General features: G+C 69.4%; 21 protein-coding genes and 1 tRNA gene. 11 read left to right on the top strand and 11 right to left on the bottom strand.

What is annotated here, in order from left to right; translation table 11 throughout:
- Window positions 1–18: 18 nt before the first annotated feature.
- Complete coding sequence (locus AC1DP0_RS00845; protein ID WP_478081894.1) at window positions 19–309, bottom strand: WXG100 family type VII secretion target; 291 nt, start codon at window positions 307–309, stop codon at window positions 19–21.
- A gap of 134 nt (window positions 310–443) precedes the next feature.
- On the opposite strand from AC1DP0_RS00845, the gene AC1DP0_RS00840 reads away from it, so the two are divergent.
- A complete protein-coding gene (locus tag AC1DP0_RS00840; RefSeq protein ID WP_478081892.1) occupies window positions 444–1232 on the top strand; it encodes a DUF4031 domain-containing protein in 789 nt (262 codons plus the stop codon).
- 85 nt (window positions 1233–1317) lie between these two features.
- On the opposite strand, the gene AC1DP0_RS00835 is transcribed toward AC1DP0_RS00840, so the two are convergent.
- Window positions 1318–1812: a YajQ family cyclic di-GMP-binding protein gene (locus tag AC1DP0_RS00835; protein WP_478081890.1), complete on the bottom strand. Its 495-nt coding sequence runs from the start codon at window positions 1810–1812 to the stop codon at window positions 1318–1320.
- A 146-nt stretch (window positions 1813–1958) separates the two neighbouring features.
- Here AC1DP0_RS00835 and AC1DP0_RS00830 point away from each other — a divergent pair.
- Window positions 1959–2039: transfer RNA gene (locus AC1DP0_RS00830), tRNA-Tyr, on the top strand.
- A 279-nt stretch (window positions 2040–2318) separates the two neighbouring features.
- A complete protein-coding gene (locus AC1DP0_RS00825; protein WP_478081888.1) occupies window positions 2319–2480 on the top strand; it encodes an alpha/beta hydrolase fold domain-containing protein in 162 nt (53 codons plus the stop codon).
- A gap of 209 nt (window positions 2481–2689) precedes the next feature.
- Here AC1DP0_RS00825 and AC1DP0_RS00820 read toward each other — a convergent pair whose 3' ends face one another.
- Window positions 2690–3124, bottom strand: coding sequence for an RbsD/FucU family protein (locus AC1DP0_RS00820; RefSeq protein WP_478081886.1), 435 nt, complete (start codon window positions 3122–3124; stop codon window positions 2690–2692).
- A gap of 2 nt (window positions 3125–3126) precedes the next feature.
- Window positions 3127–4032 carry a PfkB family carbohydrate kinase gene (locus AC1DP0_RS00815; RefSeq protein WP_478081884.1) on the bottom strand — a complete coding sequence of 302 codons (906 nt, stop codon included), beginning with the start codon at window positions 4030–4032 and terminating at the stop codon, window positions 3127–3129.
- 277 nt (window positions 4033–4309) lie between these two features.
- Between AC1DP0_RS00815 and AC1DP0_RS00810 the strand changes: the two genes are divergently transcribed.
- The 4 genes from AC1DP0_RS00810 (at window position 4310) to AC1DP0_RS00795 (ending at window position 8777) form a co-directional block, all read left to right on the top strand.
- Entirely contained in the window at window positions 4310–4996 is a 687-nt protein-coding gene (locus AC1DP0_RS00810) for a DUF2291 family protein (protein WP_478081882.1), read from the top strand.
- Window positions 4993–6594, top strand: coding sequence for a sugar ABC transporter ATP-binding protein (locus AC1DP0_RS00805; RefSeq protein ID WP_478081880.1), 1602 nt, complete (start codon window positions 4993–4995; stop codon window positions 6592–6594). Before AC1DP0_RS00810 ends, AC1DP0_RS00805 begins: the two co-directional genes overlap by 4 nt.
- Entirely contained in the window at window positions 6591–7685 is a 1095-nt protein-coding gene (locus tag AC1DP0_RS00800; RefSeq protein ID WP_478081878.1) for an ABC transporter permease, read from the top strand. The genes AC1DP0_RS00805 and AC1DP0_RS00800 overlap by 4 nt, the downstream gene beginning before the upstream one ends.
- Before the next feature lie 99 nt (window positions 7686–7784).
- The gene (locus AC1DP0_RS00795) at window positions 7785–8777 is read left to right on the top strand and encodes a substrate-binding domain-containing protein (protein ID WP_478081876.1); all 993 of its coding nucleotides are present in this window, start codon (window positions 7785–7787) and stop codon (window positions 8775–8777) included.
- Between the two features lie 99 nt (window positions 8778–8876).
- Here AC1DP0_RS00795 and AC1DP0_RS00790 read toward each other — a convergent pair whose 3' ends face one another.
- Window positions 8877–9902 carry a molybdopterin-dependent oxidoreductase gene (locus AC1DP0_RS00790; protein WP_478081874.1) on the bottom strand — a complete coding sequence of 342 codons (1026 nt, stop codon included), beginning with the start codon at window positions 9900–9902 and terminating at the stop codon, window positions 8877–8879.
- On the opposite strand from AC1DP0_RS00790, the gene AC1DP0_RS00785 reads away from it, so the two are divergent.
- Window positions 9893–10435: a Smr/MutS family protein gene (locus AC1DP0_RS00785; RefSeq protein ID WP_478081872.1), complete on the top strand. Its 543-nt coding sequence runs from the start codon at window positions 9893–9895 to the stop codon at window positions 10433–10435. The two genes, AC1DP0_RS00790 and AC1DP0_RS00785, sit on opposite strands and share 10 nt — an antisense overlap.
- Here the strand turns inward: AC1DP0_RS00785 and AC1DP0_RS00780 are convergent.
- The 5 genes from AC1DP0_RS00780 to AC1DP0_RS00760 all read right to left on the bottom strand — a co-directional run bounded on the left by AC1DP0_RS00780 (window position 10403) and on the right by AC1DP0_RS00760 (window position 16019).
- Window positions 10403–11374 carry a transketolase family protein gene (locus AC1DP0_RS00780; protein WP_478081870.1) on the bottom strand — a complete coding sequence of 324 codons (972 nt, stop codon included), beginning with the start codon at window positions 11372–11374 and terminating at the stop codon, window positions 10403–10405. The two genes, AC1DP0_RS00785 and AC1DP0_RS00780, sit on opposite strands and share 33 nt — an antisense overlap.
- A complete protein-coding gene (locus tag AC1DP0_RS00775) occupies window positions 11371–12288 on the bottom strand; it encodes a transketolase (RefSeq protein ID WP_478081868.1) in 918 nt (305 codons plus the stop codon). Before AC1DP0_RS00775 ends, AC1DP0_RS00780 begins: the two co-directional genes overlap by 4 nt.
- On the bottom strand, window positions 12285–13277 hold the full coding sequence (locus AC1DP0_RS00770; RefSeq protein WP_478081866.1) for a sugar phosphate isomerase/epimerase family protein: 993 nt from the start codon (window positions 13275–13277) through the stop codon (window positions 12285–12287). Before AC1DP0_RS00770 ends, AC1DP0_RS00775 begins: the two co-directional genes overlap by 4 nt.
- On the bottom strand, window positions 13274–14824 hold the full coding sequence (locus AC1DP0_RS00765; protein WP_478081863.1) for an FGGY family carbohydrate kinase: 1551 nt from the start codon (window positions 14822–14824) through the stop codon (window positions 13274–13276). The genes AC1DP0_RS00770 and AC1DP0_RS00765 overlap by 4 nt, the downstream gene beginning before the upstream one ends.
- 187 nt (window positions 14825–15011) lie before the next feature.
- Window positions 15012–16019 carry a sugar-binding transcriptional regulator gene (locus AC1DP0_RS00760; RefSeq protein ID WP_478081861.1) on the bottom strand — a complete coding sequence of 336 codons (1008 nt, stop codon included), beginning with the start codon at window positions 16017–16019 and terminating at the stop codon, window positions 15012–15014.
- 1236 nt (window positions 16020–17255) lie between these two features.
- Between AC1DP0_RS00760 and AC1DP0_RS00755 the strand changes: the two genes are divergently transcribed.
- Genes AC1DP0_RS00755 through AC1DP0_RS00745 form a run of 3 tightly spaced genes read left to right on the top strand, consistent with a single transcriptional unit; the run spans window position 17256 to window position 19068 of the window.
- Complete coding sequence (locus AC1DP0_RS00755) at window positions 17256–17669, top strand: PPC domain-containing DNA-binding protein (protein ID WP_478081858.1); 414 nt, start codon at window positions 17256–17258, stop codon at window positions 17667–17669.
- A 23-nt stretch (window positions 17670–17692) separates the two neighbouring features.
- Window positions 17693–18202 carry a cupin domain-containing protein gene (locus AC1DP0_RS00750; RefSeq protein ID WP_478081856.1) on the top strand — a complete coding sequence of 170 codons (510 nt, stop codon included), beginning with the start codon at window positions 17693–17695 and terminating at the stop codon, window positions 18200–18202.
- Entirely contained in the window at window positions 18199–19068 is an 870-nt protein-coding gene (locus tag AC1DP0_RS00745; RefSeq protein WP_478081853.1) for an MIP/aquaporin family protein, read from the top strand. The genes AC1DP0_RS00750 and AC1DP0_RS00745 overlap by 4 nt, the downstream gene beginning before the upstream one ends.
- A gap of 63 nt (window positions 19069–19131) precedes the next feature.
- Here the strand turns inward: AC1DP0_RS00745 and AC1DP0_RS00740 are convergent, their stop codons facing one another.
- On the bottom strand, window positions 19132–19995 hold the full coding sequence (locus AC1DP0_RS00740) for a sugar phosphate isomerase/epimerase family protein (RefSeq protein ID WP_478081851.1): 864 nt from the start codon (window positions 19993–19995) through the stop codon (window positions 19132–19134).
- Window positions 19996–20213 lie beyond the last annotated feature (218 nt).

The following is a 20213-nucleotide window of genomic DNA, read 5'->3' as shown; positions in this document are numbered from 1 at the left end:
CGGGCCCGCGTCGACCGCTCAGCGGGCGAAGAGGGCGCGCGTCGCGTTCTCGTGCTCGGCGTAGGCCGACGACGCCTTGAGCGTGAGCTGGCCGACGTCGGCGAGCGCCTCGGTCATCTGCGCCTGGATGCGCTGGTAGTCGTGCATGACGCGCTCGAACTCGACCTTGGCCGGGCCCTGCCAGTCCGCGCCCATGCCGGCCAGCCGGCCGCGCAGCTCGGAGGTGCTCGACGTGATGGTGTCGGCGAGCCGGTTGATGTCAGCGGCCGCTGCGGCGATGCGTTCGGTGTCAACGACGGAACGGGACATGGGTCTACTCCTCGATCGGGGCCGGCAGGACGCCGGCCACTGCGTTCGAGGCTAGGTGGAGCCGAAATCCTGCGACCGGCGTCATCCACAGGGCCCGGCGGCAGACGCCCCCACGCTGGCCTAGGCTGCGAGTCATGACCGTGTGGATCGACCAACCGATCTGGCCTGCCCACGGTCGGCTCTTCGCCCACCTCGTCAGCGACGTCTCCTACGACGAGCTGCACGAGGTCGCGCAGGCCGCCGGCCTGCACCCGCGCTCGTTCGACGGCGACCACTACGACGTGCCCGAAGGTCGGTGGCAGGACGCCGTCGACGCCGGCGCGACCCCGACCGGTGGGCTCGAGCTCGCCCGTCGCCTCAACGCGTCGGGCCTGCGGCTGCGCAAGCGCAAGCGCGACCGAGGAGTGCGCCGCATCCTCGACGTGAGCTTCCCCAACGGGGCGAGCGACGTCGACCTCGTTGCGTCCGACGACCCGGTCGACTCGACGCGCGTGCTGGCGGCCATGGTGTTCGTTCGCGACCGACGGGGCGACTTCGTCGTCGTGCACAGCGTGCGCCGGAGTGAGTGGGGCTCGCCGGGCGGGTGGCGCGAGGGCGACGAGACGCCCGTCGAGAACGCCGTCCGCGAGACGTTCGAGGAGACAGGCCTCCGGCTGCGCCACCCGGACGTGCTCCCTTGCGGCTACGAGCGTTTCACGGCCCGGACCGAGGACAACCTGTTCTCGCGCGACAAGCCCTACCTCCAGGTCTTCCGCACCCGGCTCGACGATGCCCGACCGCCCATCAGCGACGGCGACGACGGCATCCATGAGACCCGTTGGGTCACACCGGAGGAGTATGCCGAACTCTGCGGCCACCTCTTCTGGTGGCCGCTCGCGGTCGAGGTCTTCCCGGACCTGCGCGGTCTCGCCCGCCCACTCTGAGACGCACGTATGCCGCCCGCTGCGGCGGACGGCATACGTGGTCTGTCGTGGTCGGTCCGCCTGTGCGCCAAGCGAACCCGTGGTGTCAGCGCTGGTTGGTGAATGTCAGCGCGACGTCGAGGTCGGCCTCGCGCAGCATCCGCTGGACGGCCTGGAGGTCGTCGCGGGACTTGCTCGAGACGCGCAGCTCGTCACCCTGGATCTGGCTCTTGACGCCCTTGGGCCCCTCGTCGCGGATCAGCTTGTTGATCTTCTTCGCGTTCTCCTGGGAGATGCCCTCCTTGAGGGGCGCGTCGAGGTGGTACTCCTTGCCGGAGAGGCGCGGCCCGGCGTCGGGGACGTCGAGGTGCTTGAGGCTGACCTTGCGCTTGACGAGGTGCGTCTGGACGACGTCCAGCACGGCGAGACAACGCTCCTCGGTGTTCGCCTTCATCTTGATGACCTCCCCGGCGAGGTCGACGGAGGCACCGACGTTCTTGAAGTCGTAGCGCGTCGCGATCTCCTTGCTGGCGCTGTTGACCGCGTTGGCAATCTCCTGCTTGTCGAACTTGCTGACGATGTCGAACGACGAGTCGGCCATCGGTGGGGTCCTTCCGCGTGCTGTTGTCTGGTCTGTCGGACGGTGCCGAGGGGCTCACCTGGTGGCCCACGGACACGACGAAAGCCTCGCCGGGGTCCCGATTTCGGACCGCGCCCGATCTCTTGCTATCCTTCCAGACGCACCAAGGCAGGTTGTCCGAGCGGCCAATGGAAACGGACTGTAAATCCGTCGCGAGAGCTACGAAGGTTCGAATCCTTCACCTGCCACCCAGTGCCCCGAGGGGCCCTGACCAGCGGAAACGCCGGTCAGGGCCTCTCGCATGTACCTGGGAGGGGTATTTGGTGCTGCGGATTCCGAAGGCTTTTGTGCAAGCCCCTGACCTGCGGAAACGCGGCGGCCCGATCGCTCCGTGGGGAATACGTTCGGAGATTCTGCTGGTGACAGGTTGCGCGCTGCGGGGCCGCAACGCCTGACCTGCGCTGACGCGGGGGGTATGCAATCGCGGCGGACTTCTGCGCCGCCGCGATTCTCTGGGCCGGCGCGGTGTGGACCACCTCGGCGGCAAGCAGGGTGACGACCCGCTGGCCAGCCCGGCGCACACCGACTTGAGCGGGCTTCCGCCCCTGATCATCGAGGTGGGCTCGCACGAGGTGCTGCGCGACGACGCGATCCTGTTCGGCAGGGCCGCGCGGGCCCAGTCCAGGTGACACTCACGGTCACCGCGGGGGTTTCGCACGTCTTCCCTGCGTTGGCCGACGTTCTGGACGAGGGCGGCAGCGCGCTCGAACGCATCGGCACCGACCTCGACGCGGCGCCGGCGGCCCCGACCGTCGGTGACAGGACGGTGAGCGACGAGATGTGGTTAAGCGCGGATCACGTCGCCCGAGCGCAACGCGTTCGACCTCGTCACGGACGCCTACTCACCGCGCAGGACGCCCTTGGTGAGCAGGAAACAGGAAAACGGGCGGGGATCGGAGGTGTGGACGACGGCGAATGCCGTTGCTGCTGCCTCGTAGAACGCTGACCGTTCCAGCGGGTGGGCGCGAACCTGACGTCCCTCTGCCCTCGCCAGCTCCGCCTCGAAATCGTCGTGGGACGGGGATCGGAAGCTGCGGTCTCCGTCCGGGACCATCCGCAGTGCGGCCGGCTCGACGAAGTCGTCGAGAGGCAGGAGCGCCATGACCGCTTGTGTGGCTTGGAACGTGTCCGCGCCGAAGATCGTGTGCACCCGCGGGTGTCGGGACGCCGCGGGGTAGTTGCTGTCCACGACCGCAAGGCGATCTCCGTGCCCCATGAGCCCAAGGGAGTGGAGCAAGTCGGGGCTGATCAGGGACGGGATGTGCTTGAGCATCGTCAGTCTCCTCCATTTGCTTCTGAGCCCTCAAGGGGTGGACGTGCGCCGCGCCATGTGACGGCCTCGCTCGCGGCGGAGACCGCCGCTCCGACTGCGATGGTCAATTCCTCCCCGCGCGCGAGATGCGCGGCGAGTGTGCCGACGAAGGTGTCGCCGGCGCCGGTGGTGTCCACGACCGTCGATGCCGCTAGGGCGGGCACGAAGTCATCGCCACCGTTCGCGCTGATCGAAACGCCGACCGGCCCCAACGTGACGAGGACCGTGCGGGCCTGCGTAACCTCGCGCACTCTTCGAGCGAGGTTCTTCGGCGGCAGATCTGCCCCCGCCAAGCCGCAGGCGTCACGGGCCTCGAGCTCGTTCACGACGAGAGGGTCGGCTCGGCGCAGTGTGCTCGGGGCCAGGCCCACCCAGGGCCCGTTGTTGAGGACCACCCTGCTGGCGGACGCCTGACTGGCGGCGCGGTCGACCAGCCGCGGATTGATCTCCGTCTGCAGGATGAGAACGGCAAGCTCACCGGCCTGGGCCATGGACGTGTCGACGTGCCCGACATCGAGGTGCTCGTTCGCTCCGGGGACGATCACGATGGCGTTCTCGCCGTCAGGCGTGACCGTGATCATGGCGATGCCAGTGGGTGCATCTGCGATGGTGGCGACGGAGTCCGTGCGCACAGCCCGGCGGCGCAACTCGTCGAGCTCATGGATGCCCGCCTCGTCGTCCCCGGCCGCGGCGACGAGCGCGACGTCGGCTCCGGCACGCGCCGCCGCCGCCGCCTGGTTGGCGCCTTTGCCGCCGGATGAGCGCTGGTAGCCGGTCGCGATGACGGTCTCCCCGCCAGTCGGTCGATGCTGCGTCCTGGCGACCATGTCGACGTTGATCGCTCCCAGCACCAGGACGCGCCCGGTCATATTGGACTCCCTGCGAGGGCCGCACCGAGACGGCGCAGGTGGCGTGGGGATCGATGGGTGGTACGCCGAGGGTTCCTCATAGCGCTGTCCTCCTGAATGCGTATTCGCCATTGAATCGTGAGGGCGATCGGAAGGCTGGCCCCGTGCGAGGGCAATGTCAAGAGGGCATCCGCGCGCAGCTCGCGCGCGCCGGTCCGTTCGGAGGCCGGGAATTCGGCAAATCGTTGACACGGCGCCGCCCGCTGGGCATCATCGTCGTATGTTCGTTCAATGGCGAATGGGTATTCAGTCGAAGGCGACGACTCGAACCCTCGTAGGTCTGGCAACGGCCCTCGCGATCAGCGGGTCCGTCGCGGGGTGCTCGCACGTCCCCGGCGTCTACACCTATGTCCCTGCGGGCCAGGAGAAGGCGCCGGGAGCTGGCGGGTCAGCCGCCTTCGACGCCAAGACCTACGTCAACGGCATCTGGGACAGCAAGGTGCTGCCGACCGTCCAGAAGGACGCCGTCGCCGCCTCGGAACTACTACCCGCGCTCGTGGCCGGGCAGGAGGCCGCCAGCAAGAAGTACGGCAACCAGGCCGGTACCGGCAGCCCCTACGCCTTCCTCGTCAAGGGCACCGGCACCGTGACCGGCGTCGACGCGGAGGCGCCGACCCACCCGCTGACGGTCAAGGTCGACGGGCTCAATGGCAAGGCGGCGGACGTCCAGGTGGTCACCGGGCCGGTGATTGCGGGCACCGCCCTGCGCGACGCCGTCAAGTTCATCAGGTTCGGCGACTTCACCAACCAGCTCAACTACGCCGACGCCGCCACACAGCTGAACACCAAGGTCAAGTCCGACGTGCTGTCCAAGGTGAAGGCCAAGGACCTCGTCGGCAAGAAGGTCACCTTCGCCGGGGCCTTCTCGCTCGTCGCCCCGGGTGTGGTGCTCATCGTCCCGACCCAGCTCGAGGCGGCGTCGTGACTACCGCTCCCGAACCGACGGCCGCCCCCGCGGCCGACTATGCGGTCGTCCTACGCGCCGTCGACGTGACGAAGACCTACGGCGGCGTGCGCGCCCTCAAGGGCGTCAACTTCGAGGCCTTCCGAGGCAAGGTCAACGTCCTCGTAGGCGAGAACGGCGCCGGCAAGTCGACCCTCATGAAGATCCTCGCCGGCGCCGAGCAGCCGAGCTCGGGCACGATCCTGCTCGACGACGAGCCCGTCAGCATCGGCAGCCCCCGCGACGCGATCGCGCACGGCATCGGCATCATCCACCAGGAGCTGAGCCTCTTCCCGAACATGTCGATCGCCGAGAACCTCTTCGCCGGGCGCGAGCTGCGCCGGGCCGGGCGGTTCGTCGACCACGCGGCGCAACGGCGGCACACCACCGAGGCCCTCCAACGGCTCGGACAGGACCTCGACCCCGACATGCTGGTCGGTGAGCTGCCGATCGGCAAGCAGCAGCTCGTCGAGATCGCCCGGGTGCTCCTCGAGGACGTGCGCATCCTCATCATGGACGAGCCGACCTCGGCCCTGTCCAACCACGAGGTCGACGTCCTCTTCAAGGTCATGGACGACCTGCGCCGGGACGACGTCACCATCATCTACATCTCCCACAAGCTCGACGAGTTCCGCCGCATCGGCGACTACGTCACCGTCCTGCGCGACGGGGCCCTCGTGGCCCATGAACCGATGACGGGCACCGACACCGCGTGGATCGTGCGCCAGATGGTGGGCCAGGACCCGAACGCCCTCTTCTCGCGGTCCGCAGGCGACATCGGTGACGTCCTCCTGGAGGTCTCGGGCCTGACCGTGCCCGGCTCGCCGCGCGAGCTCGTCGCCGACGTCTCCTTCCAGGTGCGTGCCGGTGAGGTCGTCGGCATCTACGGCCTCATGGGCGCCGGGCGAACGGAGCTGTTCGAGGCACTGATGGGCACCCGCACGTCCACCGGTGAGGTGGCCGTCCGGGGCGAGCTCGTCAGGGACGCCAGCGTCCGCGCACGTCAGGCCGCAGGTCTCGCGCTGGTGCCCGAGGATCGTCAGCGAGACGGGCTCGTCCAGACCATGAGCGTCGGCGACAACGTCCTGCTCTCCACGATCGGCAAGCTGGCCCGACGCGGCCTGGTGCCGCAGAAGGCCGAGCGCAGCGTCGCGGGTGACAAGGTGCGCGAGCTCTCGATCAAGATCCCGGCACTGACCGCCCCTGTCACCTCGTTGAGCGGCGGCAACCAACAGAAGGTCGTCCTGGCCCGAGCGCTGCTGACCGAGCCGGTCGTGCTGCTGCTCGACGAGCCGACGCGCGGCGTCGACGTCGGCGCCAAGAGCCAGATTGCCGAGATCATGAGCGACCTCGCCGAGGCTGGCTACGGAGTCCTGTTCATCTCCTCCGAGCTCGCCGAGGTCATGGCGATGGCCGACCGCGTGCTCGTCATGGCGCGCGGGCGCGTCACCGCTGAGCTGTCCGGCGACGCCTTGACCGAGGAGGCCCTCGTCTCCGCATCCGCCTCCGACGCCGTGCTCGCCGCCGCGGCCGCCGGCACCGACATCCTCTCCACACCAGCCACGGAGGTCCCCGAATGAGCAACACGGACGTCGCGCCCGCCACGTCGACCCAGACGCCGCCCACCTCGCCGGCCGAGCCGACCCGGCGTGGCGACACCCTGGCGCGGATCGGCCTGCTGCTGCTGCGCGGCCGGACGCTCGTCGTGCTCGTCCTGCTCATCATCCTCTTCGGCACGATGTCGCAGGACTACCTCACCTCGAGCAACCTCATCGTGATGACCAAGCACGTGGCCATCAACGCGATCCTCGCGATAGGCGTCACCTTCGTCATCCTCACCGGCGGCATCGACCTGTCGGTCGGGTCCGTCGCCGGCCTGTCGAGCATGATCGTCGGCGGCCTGCTCTTCGCGGGCCTGACTCTTCCGGGCGGGGGCGTGCTGTGGCTCTCGGTCGGCGCCGTCATCCTCGTGGGCATCCTCATCGGCTGCTTCGTCGGCTGGGTCAACGGCATCCTCATCACGAAGTTCCGGGTGGCACCGTTCATCGCCACCCTCGGCATGCTCTACGTCGCCCGTGGCGCGGCCCAGCTGCGCAGCAACGGCGGCACGTTCCCCGACCTCGCCGGCAGCGAGGCCCACGGCAACACCGGATTCTCGGTCATCGGCGTTGACAGCTGGTTCGGCATCCCCGTCGCAGTGTGGATCATGGTCGTCGTCGCGGTCGTCGCCGTCGTCGTCACGACGAAGACGCCGTTCGGCCGGCGCATCTACGCCGTCGGCGGCAACGACCGCGCGGCCGTCCTGGCCGGCATTCGCGTTCCGCGGATCACCATCGCCGTGTACGTCATCAGCGGCGCCTGCGCTGCCCTGGCCGGCATGCTGCTCACCTCCGAGCTCGGCGCGGCCTACCCCGACACGGCGACGACCTACGAGCTCAACGCCATCGCCGCCGCCGTGCTCGGTGGCACCGCCCTGAGCGGTGGACGCGGCACCATCGTCGGCACCGTCATGGGCGCCTTCGTCATCGGCTTCCTCGCCGACGGACTCGTCCTCGTCGGGGTCTCCACCTTTTGGCAGTCCGTCGTCAAGGGCGCCGTCATCATCCTCGCGATCGTCCTGGAGCAGGCCCAGCAGCGGCTGCAGACGTCGTTGTCGCAGAGGGCCGCCTGACCCCTCGGGGCCAGTGCCCGGCCGCAGTTTCCACCGATCCAGCAGTGAACCAGTTCAGCAACCCCTGAAAGGACCTTCATGTTCCGTCACACCACTCGCATGAGCCGGGCGCTGCTGCCCGTCGCCGCTGCGGCCCTCGTCCTCGGCACCGCTGCCTGCGGCGGCAGCTCGGGCGGATCGACCGCCGGGAACACCTCGTCGGCGGCTGCGGCCGCGGGTTCGGGCTCCAAGCTCGTCGTCATCATCACGCCCTCGCCAGACAACGTCTTCTTCAAGGCTGAGCAGGACGCGGCGGCGGCCAAGGCGAAGGCGCTCGGCTACGAGACGCTCGTCATCAGCCACGACGACGACCCGACGAAGCAGAGCCAGGCGTTCGACACGGCGATCTCGCGCAAGGCCGCGGCGATCATCCTCGACAACGCCGGTGCCGACGTCACCGTCACCGCGGTCAAGAAGGCCAAGGACGCAGGCATCCCGTCGTTCCTCATCGACCGCGAGATCAACCAGACCGGTGTCGCGGCGGCGCAGATCGTGTCGAACAACGCACAGGGTGCTTCGCTCGGTGGCCAGGAGTTCGCCAAGCAGATGAACAACGCCGGCTCGTACGCCGAGCTCACCGGCAAGGAGACCGACACCAACGCCGGTGTGCGCTCCAAGGGCTACCACGACATCCTCGACCAGATCCCCGGACTGAAGATGGTCGCCCAGCAGACCGCGAACTGGGACCAGGCCGAGGCGCTGGCCAAGACGCAGACGATCCTGCAGGCGCACCCCGACATCAAGGGCATCATCGCCGGTAACGACACGATGGCCCTCGGTGCCCAGGCCGCCCTCGACGCGGCCGGCAAGAAGGGCGTGGTCGTCGTCGGCTTCGACGGCAGCCCCGACGTCGTCGGCTCGATCAAGGCCGGCAAGATCAAGGCCACCGTGCTCCAGCCGGCCAGCCAGATCGCCGAGATGGCGGTGCAGCAGGCCGACGCGTTCATCAAGGCCGGCGGCAAGGCGTCGCAGCCGGAGAAGCAGTCGGTCGACTGCATCCTCGTCACGAAGGACAACGCCGCCAAGGTGAACAACTTCGCCGTCGAGGGCTGACACCACGCGTCACCCCACAGCAGGGGCGGCCGCACCGCGGCCGCCCCTGTTCGCGTCCACGCCCACGCGCCGCGTCGAGGTGGCCCCACCCAGGGCGCCTCACTGCAGCGGGAAGGGCGGCTGCATCCACCAGGGTCGTGGGTCGACGCGGACCTCGTCGACCCACTTGACCCACCAGAACCCCCGGCGTCCGGGGGCCACGAGCCGGACCGGGGCGCCATGGCCGGGTAGGAGCGTCTCGCCACCGACATGCGTTGCCAGCAACAGGCTCCGGGCCTCTGCGGCCGGGAAGTACCTGGTGTAGCCGGTCACCGAACGCACCACGATCGATCCCTGGCGCGGTAGGCCGAGGACGGTGTCGAGCTGCACGCCGCGCCAGCTCTGTTCGGCCCACCAGCCGCCGGTGCAGTCGAGCGCCACCGACTGGACCGCGCCACCCATGCCCAGCAGGTCGTCGTACGAGAGCCGCAGCGTGGACCCGGCGGCTCGCGCCACCTCGAGCCGGTAGGCGGCCACGTCGACGCGGGGCACTCCGTCGGTGAACCACTGCGTCACCGGCATCGCAGCCGGGACGCCGGACCCCGCCTCGTAGGACCCGGTCGCGCGACGCCGTGCCGCGGGAAGTCCGGCGAGGGACGCGACGGACCCCTGGGCCGCGTACGCCAACGCTGTCACGGCCGCCAAGCCGGCTGCCCGTAACACGGTCCGTCGGGTGAGGTCCGTCCGCCGGGGCCGCTGTCGCCGACGGATCACGTGGCTGACAGCGAGCGGCACGGCGACGACCGCGGCTGCGACGTGCACGGTGAGCGCGGGGACACCGGCGACCTCGACCCGACCGAAGCCGGCATGCGCGATCCCAGCGACCAGGATGACCGCGAGGACGACGGCGAGCACGACCCCGACCACGTGCGTGTCCCCGGTCCGAAGACCACGCCTCACGATCACGGTCTTCCACGGCGCCAGCACCACGATGCCGAGGCCGAGGACGCCGTGGGCCACCGTGGCAGCCTTTGACCCGGGCAGGTCGCCGACCCCGAACGCCACCCAACCGGTCACGAAGGAAGCCCCCAGGAGCACGAGGAGGGCGAGGTTGGTCCGCCGGCCGGGTCGGCGAGATGCCGCCATCAACCCAGTGTGCGCCGCGCGCCCGAGCCGACGATGCGGATGCGGGGCGAGAGCCGTTTCGCCTCGTGCGGGCGTTCGCGTCCGGAACACCTCTGTCGGACGGCGCCGTGCTGGAGGATCTTGTCGTGAAGCTCAAGCTGGACCTGCACGACATCTACAACCGGGGCGACGAGATCGACCGAGCCCTTCGCGCGATCATCGACGAGGCGATCCGGAAGAGGGCGCCGCTGGTGCAGATCATCCCCGGGAAGGGCTCCGGTCAGCTCCGAAGCGAGTACTGCGGTTCCTGGACCGCAAGGACATCAAGACCCTGTACCACCGGGTCGAGAAGGACTCCGACAACTTCGGCCGCGTCTTCGTCCACTTCCGGTGGAAGTAGGCACGGCCACCGGCGCCTCTGCCGGCCACTGACACGAGGGTTGAGCGAGCCGGGCCGTGTCCCGCCCTCACGACGAGGGGACACCGGCCCGGCGGATCGGGGACGCAGCCGAGCCGGGGGATCAGCGCCGGTCGAGGATCTCTCGCGCGGCTGACGTGATGCCTTCGGCGCTGATGCTGAAGTGGTCGAGCAGCCACTCGACCGAGCCCGTCGGCGCGAACGTGTCGGGCACGCCGACGAAGCGCAGCAGCGTCGGACGACGCGTCGAGAGGTACTCGGCGACGGCGCCGCCGAGGCCCGAGGTGAGCGCCTCCTCGACGGTGACGATGCCGGCCGTCTCCTCAGCGGCAGCCAGCAGGGCCTCGCCGTCGAGGGGCTTGATCGTCGGCATGGCGAGCACCCGCGCGTCGACGCCGTGCGCCTCGAGGAGGTCCGCCGCCTCGAGGGCCCGGGCCACGGCGGTGCCGGTCGCGACGACCGTGACGTCGTTGCCGTCGCGAAGGCGCACCGCGCGGCCGAGGACGAACTCGTATCCCTCGGGCATGACGTCCGGGACACCCATCCGGCTGACACGGATGAAGACGGGGGAGCCGGCGCCGGCGGCCCAGCGGACGGCCTGGGCCGTCTCGGTCGGGTCGGTCGGCACGATGACCGTGAGGCCCGGGATCGTGCGCAGCCAGGCGAGGTCCTCGATGGAGTGGTGCGTCGGACCGAGCTCGCCGTAGGCCATGCCCGGGCTCTGCCCGATGAGGACGAGGTGGTGCTGCGAGTACGCCGCATCGACCTTGATCTGCTCCATGGCGCGCGCGGTGAGGAAGCACGCGGCCGCCGAGACGAACGGCACCTTGCCGCCGTTGGCGAGCCCGGCCCCCACCCCGACCATGTCCTGCTCGGCGATGCCGACGTTGACGAGACGCTCGGGGAACCGCTCCTGGAACGGGCCCAGCTTGCTCGAGCCGACCGAGTCGTTGACGACGGTGACGATGCGCTCGTCGGCCTCGGCGAGCTCGATGAGGGCGGCGACCCAGGCGTCACGGCAGTCGTGCAGGGGCAGAGGAGCCGTGGCCGTCGTCGGCGCAGAGGTTGCGGTCATGAGTGCTCCAGCTCGGTGAGGGCCTGGGTCACCTGGTCGGCCGAAGGGACCTTGTGGTGCCAGGCGACGTTGTCGGACATGAAGGAGATCGGGTGGCCCTTCATCGTGTGCGCGATGACGGCCGTCGGCTTCCCTGACGCCGCAGGGACGTTCGCGAAGACATCGAGCAGCGCGCCGTGGTCGTGGCCGTCGACCTCGACCACCTCGAGGCCGAAGGCGGCCAGCTTGTCGGCCAGCGGCTCGAGGTCGTTGGTGTCGGCGACGCGCGCCCCCTGCTGGAGCCGGTTGCGGTCGACGACGACGCACAGGTGCGAGAGGCGGTGGTTGCCGGCCGTCATGAGCGCCTCCCAGTTCGAGCCCTCCTGCAGCTCGCCGTCGCCGACGACGACGAAGGTGCGCCGTGCCGAGCCGTCGAGCTTGCCGGCGAAGGCCGTGCCGACGGCGATCGGCAGGCCGTGACCGAGCGGCCCGGTGCTGGCCTCGACGGCGGCGATCTTCGTGCGGGCCGGGTGGCCGTTGAGCTGCGACTGGGGCTGCATGAACGTCCCGAGCTGCGACGGCTCGAGGAACCCGGCCATGGCCAGCGTCGTGTAGAGCGCGGCGGCGGCGTGTCCCTTGGACAGGATGAAGCGGTCGCGCTCGGGGTCGTCGAGCTGGTCCGGCGAGACGTTCATGGCGTGCAGGTACAGCGTGACGAGGACGTCGATGACGGAGAACTCGCCACCGATGTGGCCGAGCCCCGCGGCGCGCACCATCTCGAGGTCGCGCCGGCGGACGAGCCGGCCCGCCTCGGCCAGGTGGGCCACGGCCTGCTCTCGCGTCGCGCCCGCGGGCACCCGCCCGAGGACGGTCAGCGTGTCGTGGGGCACGGCCTCGGCGTCGACGTGGGGGACCAGGTCCTCGGCCGTGCTCATACCTCCTCCCTGATGTTCGCGAAGAGGACGTCCTGCACGAGCTTCTGGGCGCCGAGAGCGTCCTGGCGGGACTGGGCGGCCTTGAGCGCCTCGATGTCGAGCTGCTCGAGCGAGCGCCAGATCGCCTTGAGGAAGCGGATGGAGAGCTTGGCAGCCTCGACGGTGTCCTCGCGGAAGGGGAACTGGTCGAGCTGCCAGACGCCCTCCCAGCCGTTGATCTTCAGCGTGTAGAAGTACTCGAACAGCTCGATCGGGTGCACCGTGCCGACGACCATGTCGTCGTCCCAGCTGCGCAGGTTGTCGTTGACGTCCATGGCCCAGAGCAGGTCGTGGTCGATGAGCAGCTGCGCTGCGGCAGCGGGGGACTCGCCCCCGAAGAGGGCATGGCCGAAGTCGAGGAGGACGCCGACGTTGTCCACACCCATGGCCTTGATGCCGAGAGCGGTCTTGGCGGCGGAGTCCCAGAACATCTTGTTGCGTGGCTCGCGCGGCTTGTACTCGATGACGATCTTGATGTCGGGGTTGGCCTGCGCAAGCTCGCGCATACCGGAGACCGCCAGCTCCCACTGCTCGTGGTGGTTGACCTGCAGGGGGTAGTCCCAGCCGTCCTGGCCCGGCCACACCTTGAGGTACTTCGCCTCGAGGGCGCGCACCACGTCGGCGGCCTCGTTGAGAGCGGCGAGCGCGGCGGCGCGGACCTCGGGGTCGGGGTTGGTGAAGGCGCCCTTGCTGAACCGGCGCATGTAGATCTCGGGAGTGACGCCAATGGCCTGAAGCCCATTGTCGGCCAGGGCCTGCTTCACGTCGTCGACCGTGACACCCTCGCTGAAGGGGTAGGGGACATCGACGTAGGACAGGTCGCCGACCGAGCCGGCTCGCGCGATCTGCTCCAGCGTGGAGACCTCGGGCGCGTAGCCGTCGGTGGCGTACCGGTCGACGTACGATGCGAAGTGCCACAGGCCCGCTCCGAAGGGTGGGTAGTCGGTCATGAGTCTTTCCTCTCGATGGTCTCGTCGGGCGGCGCTGAGTCCGCTTGCGACACAGTCATTCCGCGTGAGCGGGCGATGGCTCGTCTCCAGTCGCGGCGTGCGTCGCCGGACGTGGAGGAGGTGGGGGTGACGCAGCGGCCGGCCTCGACGGGGGGAATCGCGACGCCCAGCTGCTCGGCGGCGAGGCGGGCCGCTCCCAGCGCGGAGGCCGCGGGGCTGCCCGCCACCTCGAGCGGGCGCCCGAGCAGGTCGGCCTGGACCTGCATGAGCAACCCGGATGCCGTCGCGCCCCCGTCGGCGTGCAAGGTGTCGATCCGGGTGGTGCCGTCCGACTCCATGGCCTCGACGACGTCCGCGACCTGGTGGGCGACCGCGTCGAGCGCGGCACGGGCAAGGTGGCCGCGGGTCGTCCCGCCGGAGACGCCGACGAGCACGCCGACCGCCGAGCGGTCCCAGTAGGGGGCGCCGAGGCCCGAGAAGGCGGGCACGAAGCACACGCCGCCGCTGTCGGGGACCTCGCCCGCGAGGGCGGTCAGGTGCGCCCCGCCGACGGTGCCCTCCGGCACGCCGAGCGTCGAGGCCATCCAGTCGAGGGCCGAGCCCGAGGCCACGATGTTGCCCTCCCGGGCATAGGTGGGTCGGCCGTCCACGTGCCAGGCCACCGTGGTGGCGATGCCGTGCGGTGCCGGGCTCGAGTCGGTCGTCGGGCTCATCACCGACGTGCCCGTGCCGTACGTGGCTTTGCCGGTGCCGGGTGTCGTGCACCCGTGGTGGTAGAGCGCGGCGTGCGAGTCGGCGAGGACGGCGACCACCGGGACACCGGCCGGCAGTCGGCCGTGGGCTCTCGACGTGACGCCGAACGACGCGTCGGACGGACGCAGCTCGGGGAGGTGGGCGACGTCGACCCCGAACAGCGACAGCAGCTCGTCGTGCCAGGTCAGGCCGGCGAGGTCGAGCAGCAGGGTGCGCGAGGCGTTGCCGAGCTCGGTGACGTGCTCACCGGTGAGCCGCCAGACGAGCCACGCGTCGACGGTGCCCACCGCGACGTCGGCCGGGTCCGCACCGGCCGCCACGGCGGCGTCGATCGAGGCGCGGAACTTCGGCGCCGAGAACATGGAGTCGAGGGAGAGCCCGGTGCGCTGCCGGATCGTCTGAGCCGCAGTGGGTTCACGCTCGAGAAGGGCGGCGCACCAGGCCGCGGTCCGGGCGTCCTGCCAGCCGAGGGCCGGACCCAGTGCGCGTCCGGTGCTGCGGCTCCAGCACACGACGGTCTCGCGCTGGTTGGAGATACCGATGCCGAGCACCTCGGCGTCCGGGTGCTGCTCGAGGCAGCCGTCGACGGCGGCCATCGTGGCGGTCCACAGCCGCTCGGCGTCCTGCTCGACCCAGCCCGGTGCGGGGAAGGAGATGCTGGTGGGGGCGGACGCCTCCGCGACGGCGCGGCCCGTGGCGGCGTCCAGCAGCATCGCCTTGGTGTTCGTCGTGCCCTGGTCGATGGCGAGCAGCACTCCGCCGCGCACGGGGCGGGTGATCTCTGGACTCGTCATCGAATATCCATTCGCTAGTGAATGAAGACAGTGTCAGGGTAGGGGCGCTCCGCCGTGGCTGTCAACGGATCCGGTCGCACCGCCTCTCGCCGGGCTCGGCCATGGCGTCGAGGGCAGGACGGAACAGCGCCGGCCCCGACGGAGGTGGGGCCGGCGCCGTTGTGCCGGTGGGGGCCGGTGAGGAGGCTCAGCGCGCGGCGTCGCGCAGGTAGGTCGCCGTGGCGCTGTCGGTGACGAGCGTGTTGATCCAGCCCCCAAGCAGGGCGGCGCGGATGGCCTCGTGCTTGCGGCGCCCGCCCGCGACGCCGATCCGGCGGTGGATGGCCAGGAGGGCCGCGTTGTCGATCCCGAGGATGCGGTTGTCGAGGTGGCTCTTGACCGGCCTGCCGTCGGCGTCGAAGTAGCGCATGCAGACGTCGCCCACTGCGCCCTCCTTCCGGAGCAGCTCCTCGTCCTCCGTGCCGACGGCGTTGCCGCTCGCGCGCAGGAGGGCCGACGGGAGCAGGCTGCCGATACCGGCGAGCAGAACGGTGAGGTCGGGGAAGGCGTCGATCGCCTGGGCGATGCTGTCCTCCTTGAGCAGCGCCCGGCGCGTCGCGTCCGACGTGACGAGCCCCGGCGCCGGCAGGTACGTGGCCTTGGCGCCGGTGACCTGCACGAGGCGTCCGACGAGATGGGTGGCCCGGGCCTGCGCGGAGGGCTGGCCGAGGCCGCCGAGCACCTGGACAACCGACTCGCACTCGTGGCTGTTGCGGGGGCGCATCGAGTCGACGGTGGCCAGCAGCGTCGAGCTCCACGACGACACCCCGATGCGCTCGCCGCCGGTGAGCGTCGTCTCGAGGTAGAACGCCGCGGCGGCGCCGAGGGCCGGCGCGATGACGAACTCGTCGTCCTCCTCGGCGGTGTCGGCGACGACGACCTCCTGCAGGCCGTAGCGCTGCTCGATCTCGTCCTCGATCTCGGCGAAGACGCCTCGGGGGGCCACGACGGTCGTGCGGACGATCCCGGTGGCGACCGCCTTCTTCAGCAGCCGTGAGACGCGAGGCTGGGAGATGTTGAGGCGCTTGGCAATCTCCGGCTGGCGCACGCCCTGCTCGTGGTACAGGCGCGCCACCTTCGTCATGAGGCGCGTGTCCTCTGAGGTCGTGAAGACGCTCGCCGCCGCGTCGCCGGCCTCCAGTGGATTGACCATCATGCCTCCGGAGTCACAGGACGGGATGCGGGGAATTCTCGCACGCCCGGGTCTCCGCCACGTGCGACTCGAGCCGGGTCGGCCGACGGGGATGGTGCGCGGTGCTGACCTCTTGACACGTTAGGTCTCCTTTGATGAGGTTCGCTCGCCCTCACGATTCAGTAACGAATATACATTCAGCAGCACGTGCGAGGCATGACTAGAGCAGTTCTGGCGGGCTTTGCCGCCGCGTTCTTCGCAGATTGCCGACCGCATGGAGTCCTGATCGCGGTCAGTTTCAGAGGACTGGCTAGGCACGGAGAAGCGCAATCCTGTGTCGCCGGTTCGCTCGTCATGTCTCGTGTGCTTCCCACGTGGTGGGCCACTGGTGGGCTTGCTACCGGGCGCTGGGCTCGGCTTCGCGCTTCTGACATTCGTGCTGGCCGAGCGCCGTTACCGTGCCTGGCCCCGAGCTTTCGGTGGCGAATGGGCGCCCGGTGTCCGGAAGCTAACTGGTACTCGCGTCGGTGACGGCCATAGCTCTGCTCCGGTTCGGGGCTCTGGCGCTCACGTTGCATGGGCTGCAGGGCTGCGGTCAGGGACAAGGGCGGAGGGGCTCAAGCCAGTCCGAGTAGAGCCGGTCATGCGCGGTGGTAGGCGAGTGCCTGTGCACAAACCGTGCGGAAGTTTGCGCTGAGTCCGCGTCGATGCAGGTCGGCGAATTCTCCTCTGCGGCCTGTAAATCCGTCGCGAGAGCTACGAAGGTTCGAATCCTTCACCTGCCAACCAGTGCTCGGAAGGGCCTCTGACCAGCGGAAACGCCGGTCGGGGGCCCTCCTGCTGCGTCGTGGGACGTCTGGTGTCGCGACGTCTGGAGTCGCACCGCCCGGGGCGCCGGGCGCCAGTCACAGGACGTGGACCCGCGAGGCCAACTCGTCTCAGATCTCCGGACGCAGAAGCGGTCGAGTCCCTTGCCCGGTGCCATGACCCGAGCCGTGGCTCCTCGTCGGCGAGGAATGCTCACTCGACGAGCGAACCGGATTGGACGCGCCGTCGCGGTGAGCGTGCTGAGGGTCCCCACGCCCTGGCGTCGGGGGTGGGCGTTGACACGTTTTCGGCGGTTTAATCCGCATCATCCTTTTCCGTCCTTTTTCCACATTTTTGGGCTGGATCGGGCATAGGCTCACGCACGTCATCCAGGCTGGTCACGTCTCCCGGTCAGTTGGACACCAACCCTTACTGACGGAGAGGTGCTTTCTCATGCACAGCAAGATCGTCGACCAGCATGTCGGACCCCAGCGCACTCACGTGATCTTCTTCGACCCGGGCGAGGAGTGCATCCAGGGCCTGACGGACTACGTCACGGAGCGAGGCATCGACAGCGCCTCGTTCACGGCGATCGGCGGCTTCGAGCGCACTCGTCTGGGCTTCTTCAACCTCGAGACCCGTGGCTTCGACGAGATCGCGTTCCATGAGGAGCAGGTCGAGGTGCTGAGTCTGTCGGGGGACATCCTCACCTCCGAGGAGAACGTCCTGACCGTGCACGGCCACGTCGTCGTGGGTCGGCGGGACGGCACGACGGCTGGCGGACACCTGCTCGAGGGCGCGGTGGACCCGATCCTCATCGTCACGATGGTCGAGCTCGAGTCACACCAGCTGCACCACCACCACTGAACTTCCAGACATCGGAGCCCGACATGAGCATGGACCCAGCACAGGACCCCAACAAGATCATCCAGGTGCCGGCCGGTGCCGGTCACGGCCTGTGGGTCTTCGGCGATCTCGACCTCATCAAGGTGGCCGGCGAGGAGACGGGGGGTGAGCTGACGCTGGTGGAGACCACGGTGCCGGCTCGGTCGGGGCCCCCGATGCACATCCACCAGAACGAGAGCGAGTCGATCTACGTCCTGGAGGGACAGGTCCGTGTCGTCGCCAACGGTCGCGACTTCACGTTGAACCCCGGCGGGTTCTGCTACATGCCCAAGGGAAGTCTCCACATGTTCGAGAACACGCTCGAGGAGCCCAGCAAGATCCTCCTCTTCTTCACCCCCTCGGGCATCGAAGGGTACTTCGAAGGTCTGGGCACCCCCTACGTGCAAGGTGAGCCGTCTCCGGGCCGGGTGATGGACCGCGAGCTCCTCGACCGTGTCGCCCCCGCCTACGGCATCGTGCCGTTCTTCGATGACGAGAAGAATGGGTCCCGATGAGCGAGGAGGTCGCGGCTCCGCAGCCCGCCGTCGGAGGACTCCACCTGCGTGAGTGGGCGGCCGAGCTCGCCGGCACGGCCATCCTCGTCTTCGCGGCCCTGTCCACCGTCACGATCATGTTTCACCGCGGGTCCGTGTTCGAGGAGTGGATCCCCTCGAAGTCGGCTCGGCTCCTCCTCTTGGGGGTGCTCTTCGCCCTCTTCATCGTCAGCATCGCGACGAGCCCGCTCGGGCGCCTCAGCGGGGCGCACCTCAACCCCGCGGTGACCCTGGCGTTCTGGATCACCGGGCACGTGCACCCGCACGACCTTCTCGGCTACTGGGCCTCGCAGCTGCTCGGTGGCCTGCTCGGTGCATCCGCCCTTCGTCTCGTGTGGGGTGACACCGCCGCGACGATCAACTTCGGCGCGATCAGTCCGACCGTCAGCCCCGGGGCGGCGGTGCTCGTCGAGGGTCTGATGGTGGGGCTCATCGTCTGTGCGATGTTCGTGTTCCTCTCAGCGCGTCACCTCGTGCGATGGACCCCGGTGGCGGCCGGCGCGATGGTGGCTCTGAACACCTGGCTCGGTTCTCCCCTCACGAGCACCGGGCTCAACCCCGCACGTACGTTCGGTCCCAACCTGGTGTCCGGTCAATGGCTCGACTGGTGGGTGTACTTCGCCGGCCCGGTCGTCGGAGCCGTCGTCGTCGCAGTCCTCTGGCGCAGCGTTCCCCGGGCGATCCTCACGGCGAAGCTCTTCCACGACTCGTCGTACCGTTCCGTGCTGCGCACGCACCTGCCTGCTCAGCCGTATGCGGACGCGGCGCCGGCTGACAACGCCGCGTCGTCCGACGTCACGCAGCCCAAGGCGCCTGTGGCGCAGTGAGATCGGCTGGCCCCGCCCTCGAAGACCGGGGGCGGGGCCAGCCGGCCACTCCGACCTGGCCGGCTACACCCGCGCGGCGATCTGGACCTTCGCGAACGTGTCGCGCATGAATCCGATCGCATCGGCTGCGAAAGTGTCCTTCGACGCGAAGGTGTTGCGCCACACGTGCGCCTTGGTCGAGAGTCCCGGGACGTCGGCGGCGAAGGCCTCGGCCGCCACCCAACCGTCGTAGCCGATCTCCTGCAGGGCCGCGGCGGTGCTCGCCCAGGCGACCTGACCCGCCCCGAGACCTCCACGGTTGTTCTCACTGGCCTGCACGTGCCTGATGGCCGGCCCGTGGGCGGTGATCGCTGCGAAGACGTCGTCCTCCTCCGCGTGGGCGTGGTGGGTGTCGTAGAGGACCCCGAACGAGGGGTGGTCGACCCGAGCGGTGAGCGCCGCAGACTGCTCGAGGGTGTTGATGAGGTAGCCCTCGTGTCGGTTGAGGAACTCGACGGCGAGAACGACCCCGGCCTGCGCGGCGTGCTCGGACGCGGCACGGAGCACGTCGGCAGACCAGCCCAGCTCGACCTCCGTGGGTCCGGCTCCGGTGAAGACCGCATACGCCGTCTGGAAGGGTCCGCTCAGGACGGTGCTGCCGAGGACGTGCGCCGCGTCGATCCCGAAGCGGATCTCGTCGAGGCCTCGTTGCCGGGTCGCGGCATCCGGGCTGACCGGGTTCGCCTCCGCAGCCAGGTTGAGGATGGTCGTACAGCCCAGGCCGGCGTCGTCGAGTGCGCGGCGGATGTCCCGGTTGTCGGCAGCGAGAGCGGAGCCGACGGGGATCTCGGCTCCGTCGTAACCGAGCTCCGCCAGCGTGGAGAAGAGGGGGTAGTGCTCCGGGCCGACGTCGGTCGTCCACAGGTACATGCCGATCCCGAACTTCATGGTGACCTTTCGATGGGGCGGTCGCAGTGGTGCAGAGGGGCTTCGGTCCACGGCCGTGACCGCTCTCCGTGACGGGCGGAAATCTCCCGGAGCATATCGAGGCGCCGGTGTTGCAGCCCGCGAATCGCGCACCTTTTGCGAAGAATGAGAGATCAGGGACCCTTCCCCGCACGAGCATCGCGTGGCGTCGAGAGGCGCCTTGTTCCCGCTGGTACGTT

It is taken from the genome of Terrabacter sp. P5_B1 (assembly GCF_056400505.1).
Note: the sequence above shows the minus strand (reverse complement) of the source record. Positions and strands in the feature narration are given on the sequence as shown.

What these genes read in the sequence shown, in the direction of transcription:
- AC1DP0_RS00845 (WP_478081894.1), bottom strand. Translation starts at nt 309, where the DNA reads ATGTCCCGTTCCGTCGTTGACACCGAACGCATCGCCGCAGCGGCCGCT.
- AC1DP0_RS00840 (WP_478081892.1), top strand. Translation starts at nt 444, where the DNA reads ATGACCGTGTGGATCGACCAACCGATCTGGCCTGCCCACGGTCGGCTC.
- AC1DP0_RS00835 (WP_478081890.1), bottom strand. Translation starts at nt 1,812, where the DNA reads ATGGCCGACTCGTCGTTCGACATCGTCAGCAAGTTCGACAAGCAGGAG.
- AC1DP0_RS00820 (WP_478081886.1), bottom strand. Translation starts at nt 3,124, where the DNA reads ATGCTCAAGCACATCCCGTCCCTGATCAGCCCCGACTTGCTCCACTCC.
- AC1DP0_RS00815 (WP_478081884.1), bottom strand. Translation starts at nt 4,032, where the DNA reads ATGACCGGGCGCGTCCTGGTGCTGGGAGCGATCAACGTCGACATGGTC.
- AC1DP0_RS00810 (WP_478081882.1), top strand. Translation starts at nt 4,310, where the DNA reads ATGGGTATTCAGTCGAAGGCGACGACTCGAACCCTCGTAGGTCTGGCA.
- AC1DP0_RS00800 (WP_478081878.1), top strand. Translation starts at nt 6,591, where the DNA reads ATGAGCAACACGGACGTCGCGCCCGCCACGTCGACCCAGACGCCGCCC.
- AC1DP0_RS00795 (WP_478081876.1), top strand. Translation starts at nt 7,785, where the DNA reads ATGAGCCGGGCGCTGCTGCCCGTCGCCGCTGCGGCCCTCGTCCTCGGC.
- AC1DP0_RS00785 (WP_478081872.1), top strand. Translation starts at nt 9,893, where the DNA reads ATGCCGCCATCAACCCAGTGTGCGCCGCGCGCCCGAGCCGACGATGCG.
- AC1DP0_RS00790 (WP_478081874.1), bottom strand. Translation starts at nt 9,902, where the DNA reads ATGGCGGCATCTCGCCGACCCGGCCGGCGGACCAACCTCGCCCTCCTC.
- AC1DP0_RS00780 (WP_478081870.1), bottom strand. Translation starts at nt 11,374, where the DNA reads ATGACCGCAACCTCTGCGCCGACGACGGCCACGGCTCCTCTGCCCCTG.
- AC1DP0_RS00775 (WP_478081868.1), bottom strand. Translation starts at nt 12,288, where the DNA reads ATGAGCACGGCCGAGGACCTGGTCCCCCACGTCGACGCCGAGGCCGTG.
- AC1DP0_RS00770 (WP_478081866.1), bottom strand. Translation starts at nt 13,277, where the DNA reads ATGACCGACTACCCACCCTTCGGAGCGGGCCTGTGGCACTTCGCATCG.
- AC1DP0_RS00765 (WP_478081863.1), bottom strand. Translation starts at nt 14,824, where the DNA reads ATGACGAGTCCAGAGATCACCCGCCCCGTGCGCGGCGGAGTGCTGCTC.
- AC1DP0_RS00760 (WP_478081861.1), bottom strand. Translation starts at nt 16,019, where the DNA reads ATGATGGTCAATCCACTGGAGGCCGGCGACGCGGCGGCGAGCGTCTTC.
- AC1DP0_RS00755 (WP_478081858.1), top strand. Translation starts at nt 17,256, where the DNA reads ATGCACAGCAAGATCGTCGACCAGCATGTCGGACCCCAGCGCACTCAC.
- AC1DP0_RS00750 (WP_478081856.1), top strand. Translation starts at nt 17,693, where the DNA reads ATGAGCATGGACCCAGCACAGGACCCCAACAAGATCATCCAGGTGCCG.
- AC1DP0_RS00745 (WP_478081853.1), top strand. Translation starts at nt 18,199, where the DNA reads ATGAGCGAGGAGGTCGCGGCTCCGCAGCCCGCCGTCGGAGGACTCCAC.
- AC1DP0_RS00740 (WP_478081851.1), bottom strand. Translation starts at nt 19,995, where the DNA reads ATGAAGTTCGGGATCGGCATGTACCTGTGGACGACCGACGTCGGCCCG.